The sequence below is a fragment of the Glycomyces niveus genome (genome assembly GCF_017592475.1).
Classification (GTDB): Bacteria; Actinomycetota; Actinomycetes; order Mycobacteriales; family Micromonosporaceae; genus Glycomyces; species Glycomyces niveus.
This window is the reverse complement of record NZ_JAGFNP010000012.1, coordinates 165,054-183,016: the sequence shown is the minus strand read 5'-3', so window position 1 is coordinate 183,016 and position 17,963 is coordinate 165,054. Positions and strand designations below refer to the sequence as shown.

General features: G+C 70.2%; 16 protein-coding genes. 13 read left to right on the top strand and 3 right to left on the bottom strand.

Annotated features, from left to right (window positions below; translation table 11 throughout):
* The first annotated feature begins 201 nt into the window (after positions 1-201).
* The 6 genes from J5V16_RS19855 to J5V16_RS19830 all read left to right on the top strand — a co-directional run bounded on the left by J5V16_RS19855 (position 202) and on the right by J5V16_RS19830 (position 7,227).
* Positions 202-1,248 (top strand): LacI family DNA-binding transcriptional regulator, encoded by a 1,047-nt coding sequence (locus tag J5V16_RS19855; RefSeq protein WP_208498719.1) that lies wholly within the window; start codon positions 202-204, stop codon positions 1,246-1,248.
* Between the two features lie 56 nt (positions 1,249-1,304).
* The gene (locus J5V16_RS19850; RefSeq protein WP_208498718.1) at positions 1,305-2,654 is read left to right on the top strand and encodes an ABC transporter substrate-binding protein; all 1,350 of its coding nucleotides are present in this window, start codon (positions 1,305-1,307) and stop codon (positions 2,652-2,654) included.
* Complete coding sequence (locus J5V16_RS19845; protein WP_208498717.1) at positions 2,651-3,583, top strand: carbohydrate ABC transporter permease; 933 nt, start codon at positions 2,651-2,653, stop codon at positions 3,581-3,583. Before J5V16_RS19850 ends, J5V16_RS19845 begins: the two co-directional genes overlap by 4 nt.
* Positions 3,580-4,458: a carbohydrate ABC transporter permease gene (locus tag J5V16_RS19840; RefSeq protein ID WP_208498716.1), complete on the top strand. Its 879-nt coding sequence runs from the start codon at positions 3,580-3,582 to the stop codon at positions 4,456-4,458. Before J5V16_RS19845 ends, J5V16_RS19840 begins: the two co-directional genes overlap by 4 nt.
* Before the next feature lie 363 nt (positions 4,459-4,821).
* Positions 4,822-5,145 (top strand): hypothetical protein, encoded by a 324-nt coding sequence (locus J5V16_RS19835; protein ID WP_208498715.1) that lies wholly within the window; start codon positions 4,822-4,824, stop codon positions 5,143-5,145.
* Between the two features lie 54 nt (positions 5,146-5,199).
* A complete protein-coding gene (locus J5V16_RS19830; RefSeq protein WP_208498714.1) occupies positions 5,200-7,227 on the top strand; it encodes a hypothetical protein in 2,028 nt (675 codons plus the stop codon).
* A 161-nt stretch (positions 7,228-7,388) separates the two neighbouring features.
* Here the strand turns inward: J5V16_RS19830 and J5V16_RS19825 are convergent, their stop codons facing one another.
* A complete protein-coding gene (locus J5V16_RS19825) occupies positions 7,389-7,964 on the bottom strand; it encodes a TetR/AcrR family transcriptional regulator (RefSeq protein WP_208498713.1) in 576 nt (191 codons plus the stop codon).
* An 83-nt stretch (positions 7,965-8,047) separates the two neighbouring features.
* Here J5V16_RS19825 and J5V16_RS19820 point away from each other — a divergent pair, with 83 nt between their 5' ends.
* The 3 genes from J5V16_RS19820 to J5V16_RS19810 are packed head-to-tail and all read left to right on the top strand — an operon-like array spanning position 8,048 to position 9,702.
* Positions 8,048-8,632, top strand: coding sequence for a dihydrofolate reductase family protein (locus J5V16_RS19820; RefSeq protein ID WP_208498712.1), 585 nt, complete (start codon positions 8,048-8,050; stop codon positions 8,630-8,632).
* Positions 8,633-8,635: 3 nt separating this feature from the next.
* A complete protein-coding gene (locus J5V16_RS19815) occupies positions 8,636-9,196 on the top strand; it encodes a dihydrofolate reductase family protein (protein WP_208498711.1) in 561 nt (186 codons plus the stop codon).
* 5 nt (positions 9,197-9,201) lie between these two features.
* Entirely contained in the window at positions 9,202-9,702 is a 501-nt protein-coding gene (locus J5V16_RS19810) for an anthrone oxygenase family protein (protein ID WP_208498710.1), read from the top strand.
* Positions 9,703-9,757: 55 nt separating this feature from the next.
* Here J5V16_RS19810 and J5V16_RS19805 read toward each other — a convergent pair whose 3' ends face one another.
* A complete protein-coding gene (locus tag J5V16_RS19805) occupies positions 9,758-11,830 on the bottom strand; it encodes a PhoX family protein (protein WP_208498709.1) in 2,073 nt (690 codons plus the stop codon).
* 309 nt (positions 11,831-12,139) lie between these two features.
* Between J5V16_RS19805 and J5V16_RS19800 the strand changes: the two genes are divergently transcribed.
* Together J5V16_RS19800 and J5V16_RS19795 are read left to right on the top strand one after the other, a co-directional pair.
* Positions 12,140-14,047, top strand: coding sequence for a glycoside hydrolase family 127 protein (locus tag J5V16_RS19800; RefSeq protein WP_208498708.1), 1,908 nt, complete (start codon positions 12,140-12,142; stop codon positions 14,045-14,047).
* 45 nt (positions 14,048-14,092) lie between these two features.
* The gene (locus J5V16_RS19795; RefSeq protein ID WP_208498707.1) at positions 14,093-14,425 is read left to right on the top strand and encodes a TfoX/Sxy family protein; all 333 of its coding nucleotides are present in this window, start codon (positions 14,093-14,095) and stop codon (positions 14,423-14,425) included.
* 1 nt (position 14,426) lies between these two features.
* Here J5V16_RS19795 and J5V16_RS19790 read toward each other — a convergent pair whose 3' ends face one another.
* A complete protein-coding gene (locus tag J5V16_RS19790; protein ID WP_243901470.1) occupies positions 14,427-15,116 on the bottom strand; it encodes an NUDIX hydrolase in 690 nt (229 codons plus the stop codon).
* A 135-nt stretch (positions 15,117-15,251) separates the two neighbouring features.
* On the opposite strand from J5V16_RS19790, the gene J5V16_RS19785 reads away from it, so the two are divergent.
* On the top strand, positions 15,252-16,130 hold the full coding sequence (locus J5V16_RS19785; RefSeq protein WP_208498705.1) for a 5'-methylthioadenosine/S-adenosylhomocysteine nucleosidase family protein: 879 nt from the start codon (positions 15,252-15,254) through the stop codon (positions 16,128-16,130).
* A gap of 36 nt (positions 16,131-16,166) precedes the next feature.
* On the top strand, positions 16,167-17,930 hold the full coding sequence (locus tag J5V16_RS19780) for a hypothetical protein (protein WP_208498704.1): 1,764 nt from the start codon (positions 16,167-16,169) through the stop codon (positions 17,928-17,930).
* The last annotated feature ends 33 nt before the right edge of the window (positions 17,931-17,963 follow it).

The window sequence follows — 17,963 nt, the reverse complement described above, 5'->3', positions numbered from 1 at the left end:
ACCGATCTTCATTCCGGTGCGGTGCACCAGGGTGGACAGTGGATCGACGCCGAGGCCCCGATCGAGGTCATCCCGGTCTTCGCACGCGACGGGGCCCTGCCGGAACTCATCGGCACGATCTAGGCGGCCGGAACTTGACAGGGCTCCAAAACGTGGCGTAGGTTGCGCCTGACAGCGTAGTCAGACCCGTTTTGGAGCCCTATGACCTCCCCGATCGCGCCCGAGAGCGACGGCGACGCCCGGCGCAGGCCGCCCGGCATGACCGACGTGGCGCGGCTGGCCGGGGTCTCGCAGAAGACCGTCTCCCGCGTCGTCAACAACGAGCGGTATGTGAGCGAGGAACTGCGCGAGAAGGTCCTCCGCGCCGCCGCCGAACTCGGCTTCCGCCCCAACACCGCCGCCCGCGCGCTCATCACCGGCCGTTTCAAGCGCATCGGCGTCGTCTCCCTCGGCTCCGCCCTCTACGGCCCCGCCTCGATGCTCGTGGCACTGGAGCGCGCCACCCGCGCCGCCGGGCTCTCCTTCATGGTCGCCAACACCCCGGAGGGCCAGCCGGAGGCCGTCCAGGAGTCCGTCGACTGGCTGCTCGCCCAAGGGGTGGACGGCATCATCCTCTCCGAGCCCAAGGACGAGGGCCAGCACCTGCGCCCCGACGCCGGCGTGCCCATCGTGAGCCTCGGCCAGGCCGCCGACCTCCCCGCCGAGCATGTGGCCCTCGCCCGCGGCCGCACCGCCGCGTCCTGCCGCGAAGCCGTCGAGCACCTGCTCGACCTCGGCCACCGGCAGGTGTGGCACATCGCCGCCCCGCAGGACTGGTGGGAAGGGCGCGAACGCCTCGAAGGCTGGGCCCAGGCCCACCGGGCGCGCGGCATCGAACCGCCCCCGCCCCTGCAGGGCGACTGGACCCCCGCGGGCGGGTACGCCGCCGGGCGCCTCCTGCCGCCCGAGGCCACGGCCGTGTTCTGCGCCAACGACGACACCGCGATCGGGCTCGCCCGCGCGCTCCACGAAGCCGGGCGGCGCGTCCCCGCGGACGTCTCGCTCGTCGGCTTCGACGACATCCCCGCCGCCGCCTACCTCACCCCGCCGCTGACCACCGTCCAGCAGGACTTCGAAGGCGATGCGACCCACGCCCTCGAGCACCTCCTGCGGCTCCTGCCCGGGGCCGCGCCGCGGGAGGCGACGCCGGCGGCACCGCGCCGGCGCCTCGTCGTCCGCGCCTCCACCGCTCCGCCCCTCACCGAGTAGTGCCAGCACACGAATCCTGAATCGCACTGGCGCGCAACAGGAAGGACCGATGTCGGATGCATCCCCGTTTCAGTCGCAGGAGCGGCCTCGCGGCCGCGCTCGCGGGCCCACTGGCGCTCGCGGCCTGCGGCAGGCACACCGTCGACCCGCCCGCGAACGTCACCCAGGCCCAGATCGACGAGGCCATGGACAAGCCGACCGAACTGAACTTCTGGACCTGGGTGCCCGGCATCGAGAAAGAGGTCGAGCTCTTCCACCAGGCCTATCCGAAGGTCAAAGTGGACGTCGTCAACGCCGGCCAGGGCAACCCGCACTACGCCAAGCTCCGCACCGCGCTGCGCGCCGGGAACGGCGCCCCCGACATCGCCCAGCTCGAATACCAGATGATCCAGTCCTTCGTCATCACCGACGACCTGCTCGACCTCGCCCCCTACGGCGCCAAGGACATCGGCGACCAGTTCGTCGAGTTCGCCTGGTCCCAGGTGTCAGGCGCGAACGGCGAGGTCTGGGCCATCCCGCAGGACACCGGCCCCATGGGCATGCTCTACCGCGAGGACATCTTCCAGGCCCACGGCATCGACGTGCCCGCCACCTGGGACGACTTCGCCGCCGCCGCAGCAGCACTGCGCGCGGCCGACCCCGAGGTCTACCTGACGAACTTCGCGCCCTCCCAAGGCGCGTTCTTCGCCGCCATGCTCTGGCAGGCCGGCGCCGACCCGTTCGGCGGCTCCGAAGGCCCCGACCTCAACGTGGACCTCACCTCGCCCGAGGCCGAGAAGGTCGCCCGCTACTGGGGCGACCTGTCCGAACAGGACCTCATCGCGGTCGACGCCGACTTCAACGACCAGTGGTACCAGGCCCTCAACAAGGGCAAGTACGCCACCTGGGTCGCCCCCGCCTGGGCCCCGACCTTCCTCCAGTCCGCCGCCGCCTCCACCTCCGGCCTCTGGCGCGTCGCCCCGCTCCCGCAATGGGAAGCGGGGCAGCAGGTCTCGTCCAACTGGGGCGGCTCCACCTCCGCGGTCATGGCCACCACCCGCAACCCGATCGCCGCCGCCGTCTTCGCCCAGTTCATCAACACCGACCCGAAGTCGACCGCGACCATGGCGAACGAGCAGTTCCTCTACCCGCCCGCCAAGGCGATCCTCGACGACCCCGCCTTCACCGGCCAGCAGCTCGAGTTCTACGGCGGCCAGGAGGTCAACGGCCTCTTCGCCCAGATCGGCGAGTCCGTCCATCCCGACTTCCAATGGGCCCCGTTCCAGGACAAGGTCTACGCCGACTTCACCGCCACCGTCGGCACGGCCGTCGCCGAGAAGACCGACGCCGTCGCCGCCATGGAGGCGTGGCAGCAACGCACCGAAGAGTACGCGAAATACCAGGGATTCACGGTGAGGCGGCCATGACCGACACCCGCACCCTCCGACAGGGCACACCGCGCGCATTCACGGCTCGCAAGATTCGCCGAGGCCGCAAGGCGCTCGCCGGCTACATGTTCGTGGCCCCGTTCATGATCGTCTTCCTCGCGATGTTCGCCCTCCCGCTCCTCTACGCCGCCTACTTCAGCCTCTTCCGCGAACAGCTCGTGGGCGGCAACGTCTTCGTCGGCCTCGAGAACTACACCCGCGCCTTCGGCGACGAGCAGCTGTGGACCGGCATCGCCCGCGTCTGCCTCTTCTTCCTCATCCAGGTCCCGATCATGCTCGTCGCCGCGCTCGCCTTCGCGCTCGCGCTCGACACCGGCCTCACCCGCCTCAAACGGACCACCCGGCTCGGCATCTTCGTCCCGTACGCCGTCCCCGGCGTCATCGCGACCCTCATGTGGGGCTTCCTCTACGGACCCGACTTCGGGCCCTTCGCGCAGCTCGCCGAGGCCGTCGGCCTCAGCGCGCCCGACTTCCTCAGCAAGCACCTCATGCTCGGCTCCCTCGCCAACATCGTGTTCTGGGAGTTCACCGGGTACAACATGGTGATCCTCTACGCCGCCCTCCGCTCGGTCTCCACCGACATCTACGAAGCCGCCGCCGTCGACGGCGCCGGGCAGTGGCGCATCGCCTGGAGCATCAAGATCCCCGCCCTCAAAGGCGCGCTCGCCGTCTGCATGATCTTCTCCATCATCGGCAGCCTCCAGCTGTTCAACGAACCGCAGCTCATGCAGTCCCTGGCGCCCACCGTGATCGACGAGGCCTACACGCCCAACCTCTACGCCTACAACCTCGCGTTCGTGGGCCAGGAGTACAACTACGCCGCCGCCGTCTCGTTCGTGCTCGGCCTGGTCATCCTGGCCGGCTCGTACGCGTTCATGTTCGCCACCGACCGCAGGAGCCGGCGATGACCACGATCAGCAAGCCGCGCCGCCGCAAGCCGAAGCGCAGCACCGTCCTCACCATCGGCATGCTCGCCGCCGCGGCCTACTTCCTGCTCCCGCTGTTCTGGCTCGTCGTCGCCTCCAGCAAGACCAGCGAGGACCTGTTCTCCACCTTCGGACTCTGGTTCTCCGGCGACTTCCACCTGTTCCAGAACATCAGGCTCACGCTCACCCAGGACGACGGCGTCTTCCTCCAGTGGCTGTGGAACACCCTCCTGTACGCGGTCACCGCCGCGGGCGGCGGAGCGCTCCTGGCCGCCCTCGCCGGATACGGCTTCTCCAAGTACCGCTTCAAAGGCGACCGCACCATGTTCATGGTCGTCCTCGGCGCGGTCATGGTCCCCACGACCGCGCTCGCGATCCCGACCTACCTGGTGTTCAGCGAGATCGGCCTCGCCGACACGCCCTGGGCGATCATCCTGCCCTCGCTCGTCAACCCGTTCGGGCTGCTCCTCATGCGCGTCTACGTCGAGGCCTCGGTGCCCGACAGCCTGCTCGAGGCCGCCCGCATCGACGGCGCGAGCGAGTTCCGGATCTTCTTCCAAGTCGTGCTCCGCCTCCTCGCACCCGGCTTCGCGACGGTCCTGCTGTTCGCCCTGGTGCACACCTGGAACAACTACTTCCTGCCGCTCATCATGCTCAACGACCCCGAGCTGTACCCGATCACCGTGGGCCTGGCGCGCTGGCAGGGCCAGGCCGCCGCGGCGGGCGGCTCGAGCGGCGACCTCATCCCGCTGGTGATCACCGGTTCGCTCCTGTCGATCATCCCGCTGGTGATCGCGTTCCTGTTCCTCCAGCGGTACTGGCAGTCCGGTCTCGTCGCGGGGGCGGTGAAGCAGTGAACCACCGGCGTGTGGAACGCGTTCGAATATGAAGTTCTCATAACGAATCCGTAAGCACTCCTTCGGATCAGGAGGCCGCCGCCCGCGTCCGCGCGGGCGGCGGCCTCGCGTCCGCGCTGCTCAACCCCGCTGAGGGCATTGAAACGCCTTGGTGTCCAAGCGATTGCGGATATTCGGGGCGAGGGGTGGCGAACCGCGGGTTTCGGAAAGGTGTGCTTATCATTGGCGCCATCTCCGCTCTTGCGCGCGCCAGCGAATGCGACCCTTCGCGGGCGCGCCACCCAGAGAGCGCTCACCGGCGTGCGCCGAGACAGCACCGGCGCAGGCGTGGGAGCGCGCATCACCAACGGATAGGCGACCTCAATGGCCGAACGCGTCATCGACACCGAAGCGCTCGAGGAGTACCGGACTGTCGTCCGCGAGCAGCTCGACCACCTCGAATCCCTCATCCCGCGCATGGAGAACGGCCAGCGGCTGGGCCTCCTGCCCGCGTTCGGGCAGCTCGACGCCTCCGCGACCGCCCGCACGAACTACGAGACGTTCCATCAGACCACTTGGGACAATCTGCAGGACCTCCGCGAGGCCCTGCACGGGATGATCAAGACCCTCAACGACTCCGCCGACCTCGCCGAGGAGTCGGACCAGACCGCCGCGGACGAGATGGACGGCTATGCCTCGCTCCTCTGACCGGCCGCGCCCCCACTCCACCGTTCACCTTGAGGCCGAGAGCGAGTAGCAGCGATGTCCGAAGAGGAAAAGTTCGAGCGTACCGACTACGGGAAGCTCTCCGAGGGCCTGAGCGGCGCCTCCTACACGTCCGCGCAGAACTCGCTGCGGGTGAGCCCGCAGTGCAGCCACGACGAGTGCACGAACGCCACTGAGGACCCGGCCGAGCCCGCCTGGGTCAAGCTCATGTCGGCCGTGCCCAGGGCCGACCAGATCGACAGCATCAAGGCCGCGCGCGAGGGCACGATGATGCTCCCCGAGGGCCAGACCATCAAGAGCATGGTCGCCTCGATCCGGCCCCAGCCCGAGGCGGACTACGCCCTCGACACGATCCGCGACGAGTGGATCGAGTTCCAGGAGGCGTTCGCGGCGATCGCGCCGAAGCTCAAGGAGGGCCTGTCGACCCTCTCGGGCTTCTGGAAGGGCGACGACTTCGACGCCTTCGAGGAGCAGACCGAGACCGTCCTCAAGAACTGCAAGACGGTGAGCGGCGACATCGCCGGCGAGGACGGTAAGGGCGGCGTCGTGAAGCTCTTGGACGACAAGCAGTCCGAGATCTACGAACAGCAGGGCGGCACCTCCTGCGTCTACCCGGCGCCGAAGTTCTACATGCAGGGCACCAGCTGCGGCTCGCACCAGATCCACATCCGGCCGCCGTTCTTCAAGAACTGCGAGATCCACAAGAACGACGAGATCAAGAAGGCGGTCGAGCTCGCCGGGTTCGACCCGACGGTGATCGACGAGGTCCAGGAGGGGCGCGAGACCACCTACAACCGGTGGCTCGAGTACGTCAACGCCAACCCCGAGTACGAAGTAGACGGCCTCAAGGGCGAGGAGCTGGCCCGCAAGAAGGCCGACGAGTACGCCGACGAGCAGCTGATCGCCCTGGGCGCGGAGGGCTCCGAGCAGCTCGAGGAGGAGTCGGCCCGCGTCAACGAAGAGGTGACCGAGCGGCACGCCAACGTCGAGGCCCACGTCCAGGAGATCGCGCCCGACGTGCGCAAGGCCGAGCCGACCACCTTCAACGACGGCGAGACCGACAAGTTCGACCCGCCGGAACTGGACGCGGGCGGGGGCGGCGGCATGCCCGACCTCGGCGGCGGGGGCATGGACTCCATCACCCCGCCCACCGATCTCAAGGGCCTGGGCGGCAACCCGGACACGAGCGGCCTCAACGCCAACGGCCTCAACAGCACCGGCTACAACGGCGGGAACCTGCCCGGCGACGTGAACGGCAGCGGCGGCCTCAATGGACTGGACGACGCGAACCCGTTCGCGTCGAACTACAACCCCGACGACCTCACCGGCAACGGCGCGAACCCGCCCGGGAGCTACAACGGCGGCACCGGCCTGGACTCGCTGGGCGGCACCGGCCTCGGGCCGAACGGCGGCGGCGTGCCGCCGACCGACTACACGGGCGCGGGCGGCCTGAACGGGCTCGACGACAACCCGTGGAACGCCAGCACCGACCCCGACGACGTGAGCGGCGGTCTCGCCAGTGGCGGCGGCACGACCACGCTGCCGCCCACCGGCATCGGCGGCAGCAGCCTCGGTCCGGGCAGCAGCCACCTGCCGCCCCCGATCGTCACCCAGCCGAGCGGCACGCGCGGCATCACCCCGCCGCGCTCGTCGGGCCCCCGCAAACTCGACTCGGGCCGCAGCACCGGCCTCGGCGCGAGTCCGGGTTCCGGCTCGGGCTCCGGTCCGCGCAAGCTCGACTCCGGCCGCACGTCCGGCCTCTCCGGCGGCGGCTCCGGCAGCGGTTCGGCCCCCGGTTCGACCCGCGGCGGCAGCCTCGGTTCGGGCGCCGGGGGGCGCGGTATGGGCGGCGCGATGGGCGCGGCCGGTGCCGCGGGCGCGGGTGCGGGTGCCGGAGCGGGCGGCCGCGGGACCGGCTCGGGCGGCATGATGGGCGGCCCCGTTGGCGGCGGCGGCCAGCGCCCGGAGGACGACAAGGAGATGGAGCGCCAGTTCTGGATCGCCGAGGACGAGGACGTCTGGGGCGGCGGACCCGAGGACGAGGAGGAAGACCCCTACGCGTAGGGGTCCCGACCCGTCGACATCCATTCCCTCACAAGGGAGACCGGAGCCCCGAATGTTCGGTGAGGGCACGATCGCGGAGCAGCCGGCGGCGGCGGCGCATAGCGCGGGAGTGAGCGGGGCGGCGGGTCGACCGAGGCTCTCGGCCGACTCCCGCCCCGGCTTCACCGCGGCGGCACGATCATGTCGACCGCCGCGGCGACCAGCTCTTTGGTGCGCCCCTCGCCGAACACCTCCGGTAGCGTCAGCTGCTCGGTGATGAGCCAGTTCAAGGCCAGGTAGAGCATTTCCACCGACCGGGCGTCCCCGGGCATGCCCGTCTCGAGGTGGAAGTCGATGTTCGCCTGCAGGTTCTCCCTGATCTGCTCGGTGAGCACCTTCCGCAGCTCGGGGCGGCGCGTGGCTTCGAGCCGCAGTTCGAGCATCGCCAGGAACCCCGAGCCGAAGCCGGTGATCCGCTCGACCATCTCGTGCATGAGCCGCTCCACCGACGCCCGCGTGCGCGGCAGCGCGAGCGCTTCGCCGATCACCGCGGCCCCGGGGTCGAGCCGCTGGAACACCCGTCGACCCGCTTGCACCAGTAGCGCATCGCGGTTCGCGAAGTAGTTCGACGCTGTGCCGATCGGCACACCCGCCTGGTTGTCGACGGCCCGGAACGTCAGTCCGCGCGCCCCCTGACCTGCGAGCACTTCGATGGCCGCGTCGATCAGGGCCGTGCGCCGCTCGGGATTCTGCCGCATCGTCTCCACCTCCGGTTGACACCACTCCGAGTGTAGTGGTAAGTTCTAACCACTTCAAACATAGTACTTCAAACGGAGTGTGTATGCGCAAGCAGAACCGCAAGCTCACCTACTACATCGGCGCCACGATCGACGGTTACATCGCCGGCCCGGACGATCAGGTCGAGGACTTCCCGCTCGACCCCGACCTGCTCGAGGCCATCAAGGAGCACTGGCCCGAGACCATCCCGACCCACGTGCGCGAGCCGCTCGGCGTCGCCGACGCCCCGAACGGCGGCTTCGACGCCGTCGTCATGGGCCGCGGCACCTACGACCCGGGCCTCAAGCTCGGCATCACCAGCCCGTACGCCCACCTGGACCAGTACGTCGTGACCACCACGCTCGGAGCGGACACCGACCCCGGCGTCACCTTCGTCGGCACCGACCCGCTCGCCTTCGTGCGCGACCTCAAAGCCCAAGAGGGCGGCGGGATCTGGCTCGCGGGGGGCGGCAAGCTCGCTGCCGCGCTCATCGACGAGATCGACGAGATCGTCGTCAAGCGCTACCGCGTCCTCATCGGAGGCGGCATCCCCATGTTCGCCGGGCCCTACAAGCCCACGGCGTTCACCCTCGAATCGAACCGCTCCCTCGAATCCGGAGCGTCGATCCAGACCTACCGGAAGGCTTAGCCCATGCGCGAACTCACCTACTATGTCGGATCCTCATTGGACGGCTACATCGCCGGGCCACGCGGGGAGTTCGACGGCCTGCCCGTGGAACTCGACGTAGCGGCCGCGATGAACGGGCTGCGGCCGGAGACGGTCCCGACCGCATTCCGCGAGGCCGCCGGCCTCGCCGGCGCGTCGAACCGGGAGTTCGACACCGTGCTCATGGGCGCGGCCACCTACCGGGCCGGCGGCACTCCCAGCCCGTACGCCCACCTGCGGCAGTACGTGTTCACCGCCGCGTCCGAGGCGGACTCCCCGGACGTCACGGCGGTGGCCGCCGACCCGGCCGCATTCGTCCGCGGTCTCAAAGCCGAAGCGGGCCTGGGCATCTGGCTGTGCGGCGGGGGCCGTCTCGCCGCCTCCCTGGCGGCGGAGATCGACCGGATCGTCGTCAAGCGCTACCCGGTGCTCTTCGGCGCGGGCATCCCGATGTTCGCGGGCGCCTACGCGCCGCTGAGCTTTACGCTCACTGAGAACCGCGCCTTCGAATCAGGTGCGGTCGTCCAGACCTACCGGAAGGCATAATCCCCTTGCGACTCCTCCAGCTCCTCTCGCTCCTCGCCTCCGTGCTCAGCGTCGGTCTCATGGCCGGGCTCTTCACGGGGTTCTCGTACGCGGTGATGCCCGGCCTCAAGATCCTCGACGACCGCGGCTGGATCGCGGGGATGCAGAGCATCAACCGCGTGATCCTCAACGGCTGGTTCATGACCGCGTTCCTCGGCTCCGTGCTCTTCACGGCCGCCGCGCTCGCCCTGAACTGGTTCTCCGGCGACCGCGCCGCGTCCCCGTGGCTGCTGCTCGCCCTCGTCCTGGCCCTGGTCATGTTCATCGGCACCATCGCGGTCAACGTGCCGATGAACGACCGCCTCGAAGCCGCGGGCGACCCTGCTCAGATCGCCGACCCCGCCGCGCTCCGCGCGAGCATCGAATCGCGCTGGATCGCCTGGAACACCGTGCGCGGCGTCGCCGCGCTCCTGTCGCTGCTCGCGCTGGCCTGGGCGCTCGTCGTCCACGGCCGCAGCGGCTCATGAGCCCGACGGAAAACGGGGCGACCAGCTTTGGTCGCCCCGTTTCGCCTTGCGCCGCTTAGCAGCCGATGCTGCCGAAGCGCTCCTTGACCACGTTCACCACGGACGGGCGGGGGAGCGTCCCCTCAGGACCGTCGGGCCACTGCGAGGCCGGGGTCTCGGCGCTCGCGCCGTCGACCTCGCCAGGGTGCTGCACGGCCACCAGGATGTGGCGGTCCTGGACGACCGGGCCGCAGGTCTCCGCTCCGAGCGGCACGGTCAGGAACTGCTTGGTGAGGCCGCGGGTCGGGCCGGTGAGCGAGACGCCGAACAGGCCGTCGTTGGCGCCCAGGGCGTTGCCGTCGGTGGAGATCCACAGGTTGCCCTGCGGGTCGAACGCGACGTTGTCGGGGCAGGAGATGGGGCTGACCTTCTCCTTGGGGTAGCCCGAGAAGTACGTGCTCGGGTCCTCGGGGTCGCCGCAGACGAGCAGCAGCCGCCAGCCGAAGGCGGTGGCCGCGACGTCGTTCTGCCGCTCCTCCAGCTCGAGCACGTGGCCGTGCTTGTTGCTGTTGCGCGGGTTGGCCTCGTCGGCCCCGGCCTTGCCGGCGGTGCCGCGCTGGGAGTTGTTGGTGAGGGCCGCGTAGACCTTGCCGGTCTTGGGGTTGACCTCGACGTCCTCGGGGCGGTCCATCTTGGTCGCGCCGACCTTGTCGCCGGCGAGGCGCGTGAAGACGTACACCTCTTCGGCGGTCATGCCGTCCACGAAGGACTCGTCGCCGCTGGCGAGCTTGATCCACTCGCCGGTGCCGTCGAACGCGCCGTCCTCGGGGAGCGCGCCGGTGCCGTCGATCTCGCCGGGGCTGTCGCCGGTGAACTTGGCGACGTAGAGGGTGCCCTCGTCGAGGAGCTTGCGGTTGTGCTCGCGGGCGGTGCGGCCCGAGCCGGACTTCATCTTGTGCTTGGAGACGAACTTGTACATGTAGTCGAAGCGCTCGTCGTCGCCCATGTACACGACCACGCGGCCGTAGCGGTCCACGCGCGGCCCGGCGCCCTCGTGCTTGAAGCGGCCCAGGGCGGTGCGCTTGCGCGGGGTCCAGTCGGGGTCGTACGGGTCGAGCTCGACGATCCAGCCGAAGCGGTTGGGCTCGTTGGGCTCCTGGAGCACGTCGAAGCGAGGGTCGTACTGCTCCCACTTGCGCTCGCTGGCGTTCCCGGAGAGGCCGTAGCGGGCGAGGCGGGCCTTCGCGGTCGGGTCGGTGACCTGGCCGGCGTTCGCGAAGTACTGGTTGAAGTTCTCCTCGCCGGAGAGGATGGTGCCCCACGGGGTGACGCCGCCGGCGCAGTTGTTGAGGGTGCCGAGCGCGAGGGTCCCTTCGGCGTCCGCGGTGGTCTTGAGGAGGTCGCCGCCCGCCGCCGGTCCGGAGAGGACGAACTCGGAGGTGGCGGTGATGCGGCGGTTGAGCTCGTGGCCGACGACCGGGGTGAGGTCGCCGGTGTGCTTGTCCTCGTCCAGGACCACGACGGAGAGGCCGTGCGAGGCCCAGCCGATCTCGACCTGCTCGCGGGTGGGGGCGGCCGAGTCGTAGCCGAAGTGCATCATCTCTTCGCTGGTGTACTCGTGGTTGGCCACGAGCACCTTGCGGCGCCGCTCGCCGGGGAGGTCGAGCAGGGCCAGGAAGTCGCAGTTGTAGCCGAACTGGCCGGCGGCGTCCGCGGGGGTCTGCGCCTCGGGGTCGAAGTCGTTGACGTCGTCGAGGATCGGGTCGCCCCAGCGGATGACGACCTGCTGCTCGTACCCGTCGGGGATGGTGACGGCGTCGTCGGTGTTCGGCGCGACGGCGTCGAAGCGCAGGCCGCGCGGGACCGAGCCCCAGAACGCCGAGGCCTGCGCGTCGGCCTCGGAGGCGTAGGCGGCGTTGCCGAGCGCCCCCGCGGCGCCCGCGCCCACGGTCACCGCGGCGCCGGCCTTGAACAGGCCGCGGCGGGAGACGGCGGAGGCGATGAGGTCGCCCATGTAGGGGTTGTCCGAGGTGTTCGGCACGGGGTGGCTGCAGGCGTCGCCGCAGCGGTAGAGGCAGGTGAGCTGCGAGCGGCCGCCGATGTGGTCGGTCAGGAGCGGCAGCCGGCGCCGGTTGTCACGACGATTCATTTGGGACTCCTATGGCAGTACGTCCGGAACAGGATCGCCGATGCGCGGGTCGGGGCGGCGGATCGGCGCGTTCCGATTCCGGAGGCTATGCGCCGCGGGTACCCCGTTCGCCAACCGAAAGTGAACGGGAAGTGAAGGGGCGCTCTCGGATTGCGCACCGTCACCGGTTTTCGGAAACGCTTTCGGGCTCGTTGCGGCGAGGCGGCGTTCCGCAGCATGGGACCCGTATATCGGTAAATCGATCCGGGGGGTAGCCTGACCGAAAACCTTTTCCGTCCCGTCCTCTCCGTCACGCCAGAAGGAACCGCCATGCCCGCTCCGCATCGGACTCCCCTCCCCATCGCCGACGTCGTGATCGCCGACGAGTTCTGGTCCCCGCGCCGCGAGACCGTCCGCACCCGGACCATCCCCCACCAGGAGGCCCGCCTGCGCGACGGCGGCATGTTCGACGCGCTGCTCCTCAAGCCCCGCAGCCACGACGACGACGACCGCGAGCGCTTCCCGATCTTCTGGGACTCCGACGTCGCCAAGTGGATCGAGGCCGCCAGCTACGCGCTCGCCTCGCAGGCCGACCCCGAACTCGACGCGGCCGTCGACAAGGCCGTGGCCCTCCTCGAAGGCGCGCAGCAGGAGGACGGCTACCTCAACAACTACTTCACCGCCGTCAAGCCCGGGCAGCGCTTCACCGATCTCAGCGACGCCCACGAGCTCTACTGCGCCGGGCACCTCATCGAAGCCGGCGTCGCCCACTACGAGGCCACCGGCAAGACCAGCCTGCTCGACATCGTTCGCCGCTACGCCGACCTCATCGACCGGGAGTTCGGCCCCGGCGGCTCCTGCGAAGGCGGCTACGACGGGCACCAGGAGATCGAGCTCGCCCTCGTCAAGCTCTACCGCGCCACCGGTGAACGCCGCTACCTCGACCTCTCCCTGCGCTTCATCGACAACCGCGGCACCCGGCCGTTCTACTTCGACGTCGAAGGCGAGCGCCGCGGCCGCGCCGGCTACTTCGGCGGCCGCGAGGACCGCCCCTTCACCCCGCGCGACCAGCGCGGCCGCGAATACGCCCAGTCCCACGCGCCCGTGCGCGAGCAGGACGCCGTCGTCGGCCACGCCGTGCGCGCCATGTACCAGTACACCGCCATGGCCGACCTCGCCCTCGAACTCGGCGACGACGGCCTGCGCGAGGCCTGCGAACGCCTCTGGGACGACCTCGTCGCCACCAAGCTCTACGTCACCGGCGGCATCGGCTCCGACCCCTCCATCGAAGGCTTCGGCAAGCCCTACGACCTCCCCGACTACACCGGTTACGCCGAGACCTGCGCCGCGATCGGGCTCGTCTTCTGGGCGCAGCGCATGATGATCCTGACCGGCGAGGCCAAGTACGTCGACGTCCTCGAGCGCGCCCTCTACAACGGCGTCCTCTCCGGCGCCTCCGCCGACGGCACCAAGTACTTCTACGGCAACCCGCTCGCCAGCGACGGCACCGTCGAACGCAGCGACTGGTTCGACTGCGCCTGCTGCCCGCCCAACCTCGCCCGGCTCCTCACCTCCCTGGAGCAGTACGTCTACACCGCCGACGCCGACGGCCTGTGGGTCAACCTCTTCGTCACCGGCTCGGCCCGCTTCGCCCACGCCGGGCAGCGGGTCACCGTCGCCCAGGAGAGCGGCTACCCCTGGGACGGCGGCATCGCGTTCACCGTCACCGAAGCCAAAGCGCCCCTTCCCATGACGCTCCGCCTGCGCCTGCCCGCATGGGCCACCGGCGCCGCGCGGATCAGCGTCAACGGCACCGTCCTGCCGTACTCCACCGACAAGGGCTACGCGGTCCTCGACCGCACCTGGGCCGCCGGCGACCGCGTGGAGCTCCACCTCCCCATGGACCCGACCCTGGTCCGCGCCGACCCCCGCGTGCGCTCCACCGCGGGCAAGGTCGCGTTCCAGCGCGGCCCGATCGTCCACTGCGTCGAAGAGGTCGACAACGCCGCCGCCGTGCCGCGCCTGATCGTCTCCCGCAGTGGCGAACTGCGCACCGAGCACGCCGACGGCCAGGACGCGATCATCGCCGAAGGCCTGGTCGACGGCCCCGCCCCGGACGGCCTCTACAGCACCGCCGCCCCCGCGGCCGAGCCCACCGCGATCCGCACCGTGCCCTACTTCGCGTGGGCGAACCGCGGCAAGGGCTCCATGGCCGTCTGGGTCCGCGAGACCCCGTGATCGGTTCGCCGGCGCCTTGTCGGTGCCGTGTGGCAGCCTGGCCGCATGGCTTACGACGAGGCGCTGGCCGACCGGGTGCGCGAGATCATGGACAACCGGCCGTACGTCACCGAGAAGAAGATGTTCGGCGGGCTGGGCTGGCTCGCGCACGGCAACATGGCCGCCGCCGCGCTGGGCGGCGGCGGCGCGATGGTGCGGGTCGACAGGGACGAGTACGACGACCTGCTCCAGGAGCCCGGCGTGGAGGCGATGGTCATGAAGGACCGCCCGATGCGCGGCTGGATCCGCCTCGACGCCGGCCTCTGCGCTTCCGTGGATTCGCTGCGCCCGTGGGTCGAGCGCGGCCTGGCGTACGCGGAGTCCTTGCCCCGCAAGTGAACTAGCGGCCCGGCGAGAGCGGCAGCGGGAGCCGCTTGAGGCTCCCCGCGGTGAACAGCGCGGCGGGCCGCCCGCCGTTGCGCGCGGTCGTCTCGCCGGTGGGCCGCAGGAAGTCCTCGATGCGGGTGACCTTGCGGTGGAAGTTGCCGGGGTCCAGTTTGGTCTCCCAGACGATCTCGTAGACGCGCCGCAGTTCGGCGATGGTGAACTCCTCGCGGCAGAACGCGGTCGCGGCCGTCGTGTACTCGAGCTGGCGCCGCGCGTGCTCGACCGCGTGCTCGAGGATCTCGACGTGGTCGAACGCCAAGGGCTCCTTGAGGGCCCGGTCCACGGGCAGCCACTGGGTGGAGGCCGCGTCGCCGCCCGCACGGGACTCGCCGGGGTTCGGCACGAGCGCGGCGAAGGCGACGCTGACGACCCTCCGGCGCGGGTCCCGGTCGGGCTCGGAGTAGACCCCGATGCTGTCGAGCCGCGACGCGGACTTCGGGATCCCGGTCTCCTCGAACAGTTCTCTGGCGGCCGCGCGCTCGACGGTCTCGTCAGGTTCGACGAACCCGCCCGGGAGGGCCAACCGCCCTTTGAACGGCGGGTTGGCGCGCCTGATGAGCAGGACCGCGAGGGCGCCGTCGCGGATCGTCAGGATCGCCACGTCGGCCGCTACGAAGCTGTGCGGGTTCGTGCTGTCGCTCAAGGTGAATCCCCTTATTGACATCTTGACAATTATCGGCGGCGCGATATACGCTCGTTCTTGTTGTTGGATCAACAATAACTGATCCGAGCGCGACTGCGAACACCGCACGCGGCCCCCACCCGCATTGGAGGCGCCATGACCGACCTGCCGACCGCCGTCCTCGCCACCCCGATCGACATCGAGCGCCGCGCGGTGCTCGACCTCCTTCCGGAGCGCGAGTTCACCGACCACGAAATCGGCGGCGTCGTCTACCGCGAGACCGAGTACGAAGGGCCCCAAGGCGTCTGGCGGCTCGTCCTCGCCATGGCCGGACGCGGCAACGAACGCGCCGCCGCCGCGGTCGAGCACGCCGTCGCCACCTGGCGCCCCCAGATCCTCGTCCTCTGCGGCATCGCCGGAGGCCTCCGCGACGCCCGCATCGGCGACGTCGTCGCCGCCACCCACGTCTACGGCTACGAGGCCGGCCAGGACACCGACACCGGCCTCCTCCCGCGCCCCGCCTCCGTCCCCACCTCATTCCCGCTCCACCAGCGCGCCCAGCTGATCGCGGACGACACCGCCTGGGCCGCAGGCCTCGACGCCGCCCCGCGCGTCTTCCACCGCCCGATCGCCTCGGGTTCGAAGGTCATCACCGGCAACGCCGCCGCCTCCGCCGAGCACATCAAGCGCCACTCCAGCGACGCCCAAGCCGTCGACACCGAGAGCTTCGGCGCCATGACCGCCGCCGACCAGCGCCGCACCGTGGACGCGATCGTGGTCCGGGGCATCTCGGACCTCTTGGGCGACAAGACCAAGGAAGCGGACAAGCACCGCCAGCCCCTGGCCGCCCGCAATGCGGCCGCCTTCGCCCTCGCCCTCATCGCCCGCTCCAAGCCCACGCAGGCCGAGATCAGGCCGCTCGCGGGCGGCAAGAGCAACACCTACATCGGCGCCGTCGGCAACGGAGCCAACGCCAACATCGCCGCCATGGGCGACCGCGCCCACGGCCGCATCCGCATCGATTACAGGAAGTGATCCCGCCCCGCCCCACACGAGAAAGGCGACACCCCGATGTCGACTCCGTCCTCTCCTCGGCCGCCGCACCGGGCCGCGCCGGTCCCGCCCCCGGCGCCTCCCGTCACCGCCCCACCCGCGTCCTTCGCACCGCCCCCGCCACCACCGCCGCAGGTCCGCAAGAACGCCGCGACCCAGCACCTCTGCGCGGCCGCCTACCTCGACCGGGACTTCCGCAACGCGGTCATCGACGAAGTGGTCGACCGCCCCGACCGCGCCATCGCCCCCAACCCGGGCACCGACGTCGTGCCGGTCCTGCGGCACATCCGCACCGCCCGCACGATCGACCTCGTCCAGCAGAGCATCCTCGCGGTGATCCTCCTGCTCATGGTCTGCCTGTTCTTCGCGGCCTCGTTCTTCCTCGCCGTCACCCTGTGCGTCTGGGCGCTGATCGGACTCCCCCTGCTCATCGCCGAGACCCGGTCGGCAACGCCCACAGGCACGATCGCGGCATCGGTGGTGACCAAGTTCAACTGGGTGCGCGTCGCCCTGGTCGCGCTGGCGGTCCTGGCCGTCCTGTTCCTCCTCACCGCGCTCCTGCCGATGATCCTCGGGAACCTGATCCTCGACCAGTACGGGGGCGGTCTCGCCGTGCAGGAGTCCGACCGGCCCGGCAGCGCCTCGGTGCCCACGAACAGCGACGGCGCCTCCCCGCTCGGAGTGCTCGTCTTCGTTCTGCTCCTCGTCGCCGCCACTCCCGCCATCTGCGGCGGACTGCGCGCCCACCGCCTCATGTCCATTCCGGAGGAGCTCGAACCGGCCGGGCCAGTGGACGCCCGGACCGTGTTCATCGGCCTGGCGCAGCACTCGCCCGTGGTCACCTACCACTCTCACCGGGCGCCGTTCGTCGGCTCCGGGTTCCCGCTCGCCACCTGGCAGTTCGCGATGACCCTGCACCCGGCGGACGCCGCGGCCGAGGGTGGGACGGCGATGACCATCGACCCGGTCGCCCTCAACCGCAGCGTCAAAGCCCGGGTCGAACAGCTCGGCGCGGACTCGCCGATCACCAAGCGCCTGCCCGGCCTCGCGCTGACCGACAACGTCTACGTCTCCGGAAGGGACACCGCCACACCGGTGTTCTACCCCAACGAACTGCCGCGCTCGGGCTACCCGTTCGAGACCGTCGAGCAGGTCCAGGCCGACCCCACCACTCCCGTGCGGCACTACCTTCGCTGCACCATCGACTCGTGGGGCGGCGAACTCATCACCACCGTCTTCCTCCACTGCGCGCTGCAGGGCGAGACCCTGTACGTCGAGTTCACCAGCTGCGTCCTCCCGCCGACCCCGGAGCGGTACCACGTGTTCGGGAGCGGCGCCTCCAAGGAGATGGCGGTCTTCCTCGGCGTCGTCCGCGGTATTGCGGCGCTCCCGTACGAGCTGCTGCGCAGCCCGTTCGACACCGTTCGCGAGCTCGCTCGCCGCGCCTCCGGAGCGACGCGAAGCGACTCGGGCGTCGGCGCGGGGGACCACGGCGCGCTCGCGGGCGTGCGCGAGCTCGGCACGGACATCTTCGAGCACAACTACTTCCAGTACCGCGACTCCGTCAAGTACATCGAGATCCTGGAACGCCAGATCCTCGACGCCCTCCTCGACTACCTGCGCGAGAACAACGTCGATGTGAGCGAGCTCGACGAGCGCGCCAACACCATCGTCAACAACGGCGTCATCAACTACGGCAAGCTCCAGACCGGCGCCGCGGGCGCCGGCTCCAGCGGCAAGGTCGGCTCGATCGGCGAGGGGAGCCGCGGCTCGGTGAACTGATCCCGATTTGCGCGAACCGGCACGTCAGACGCC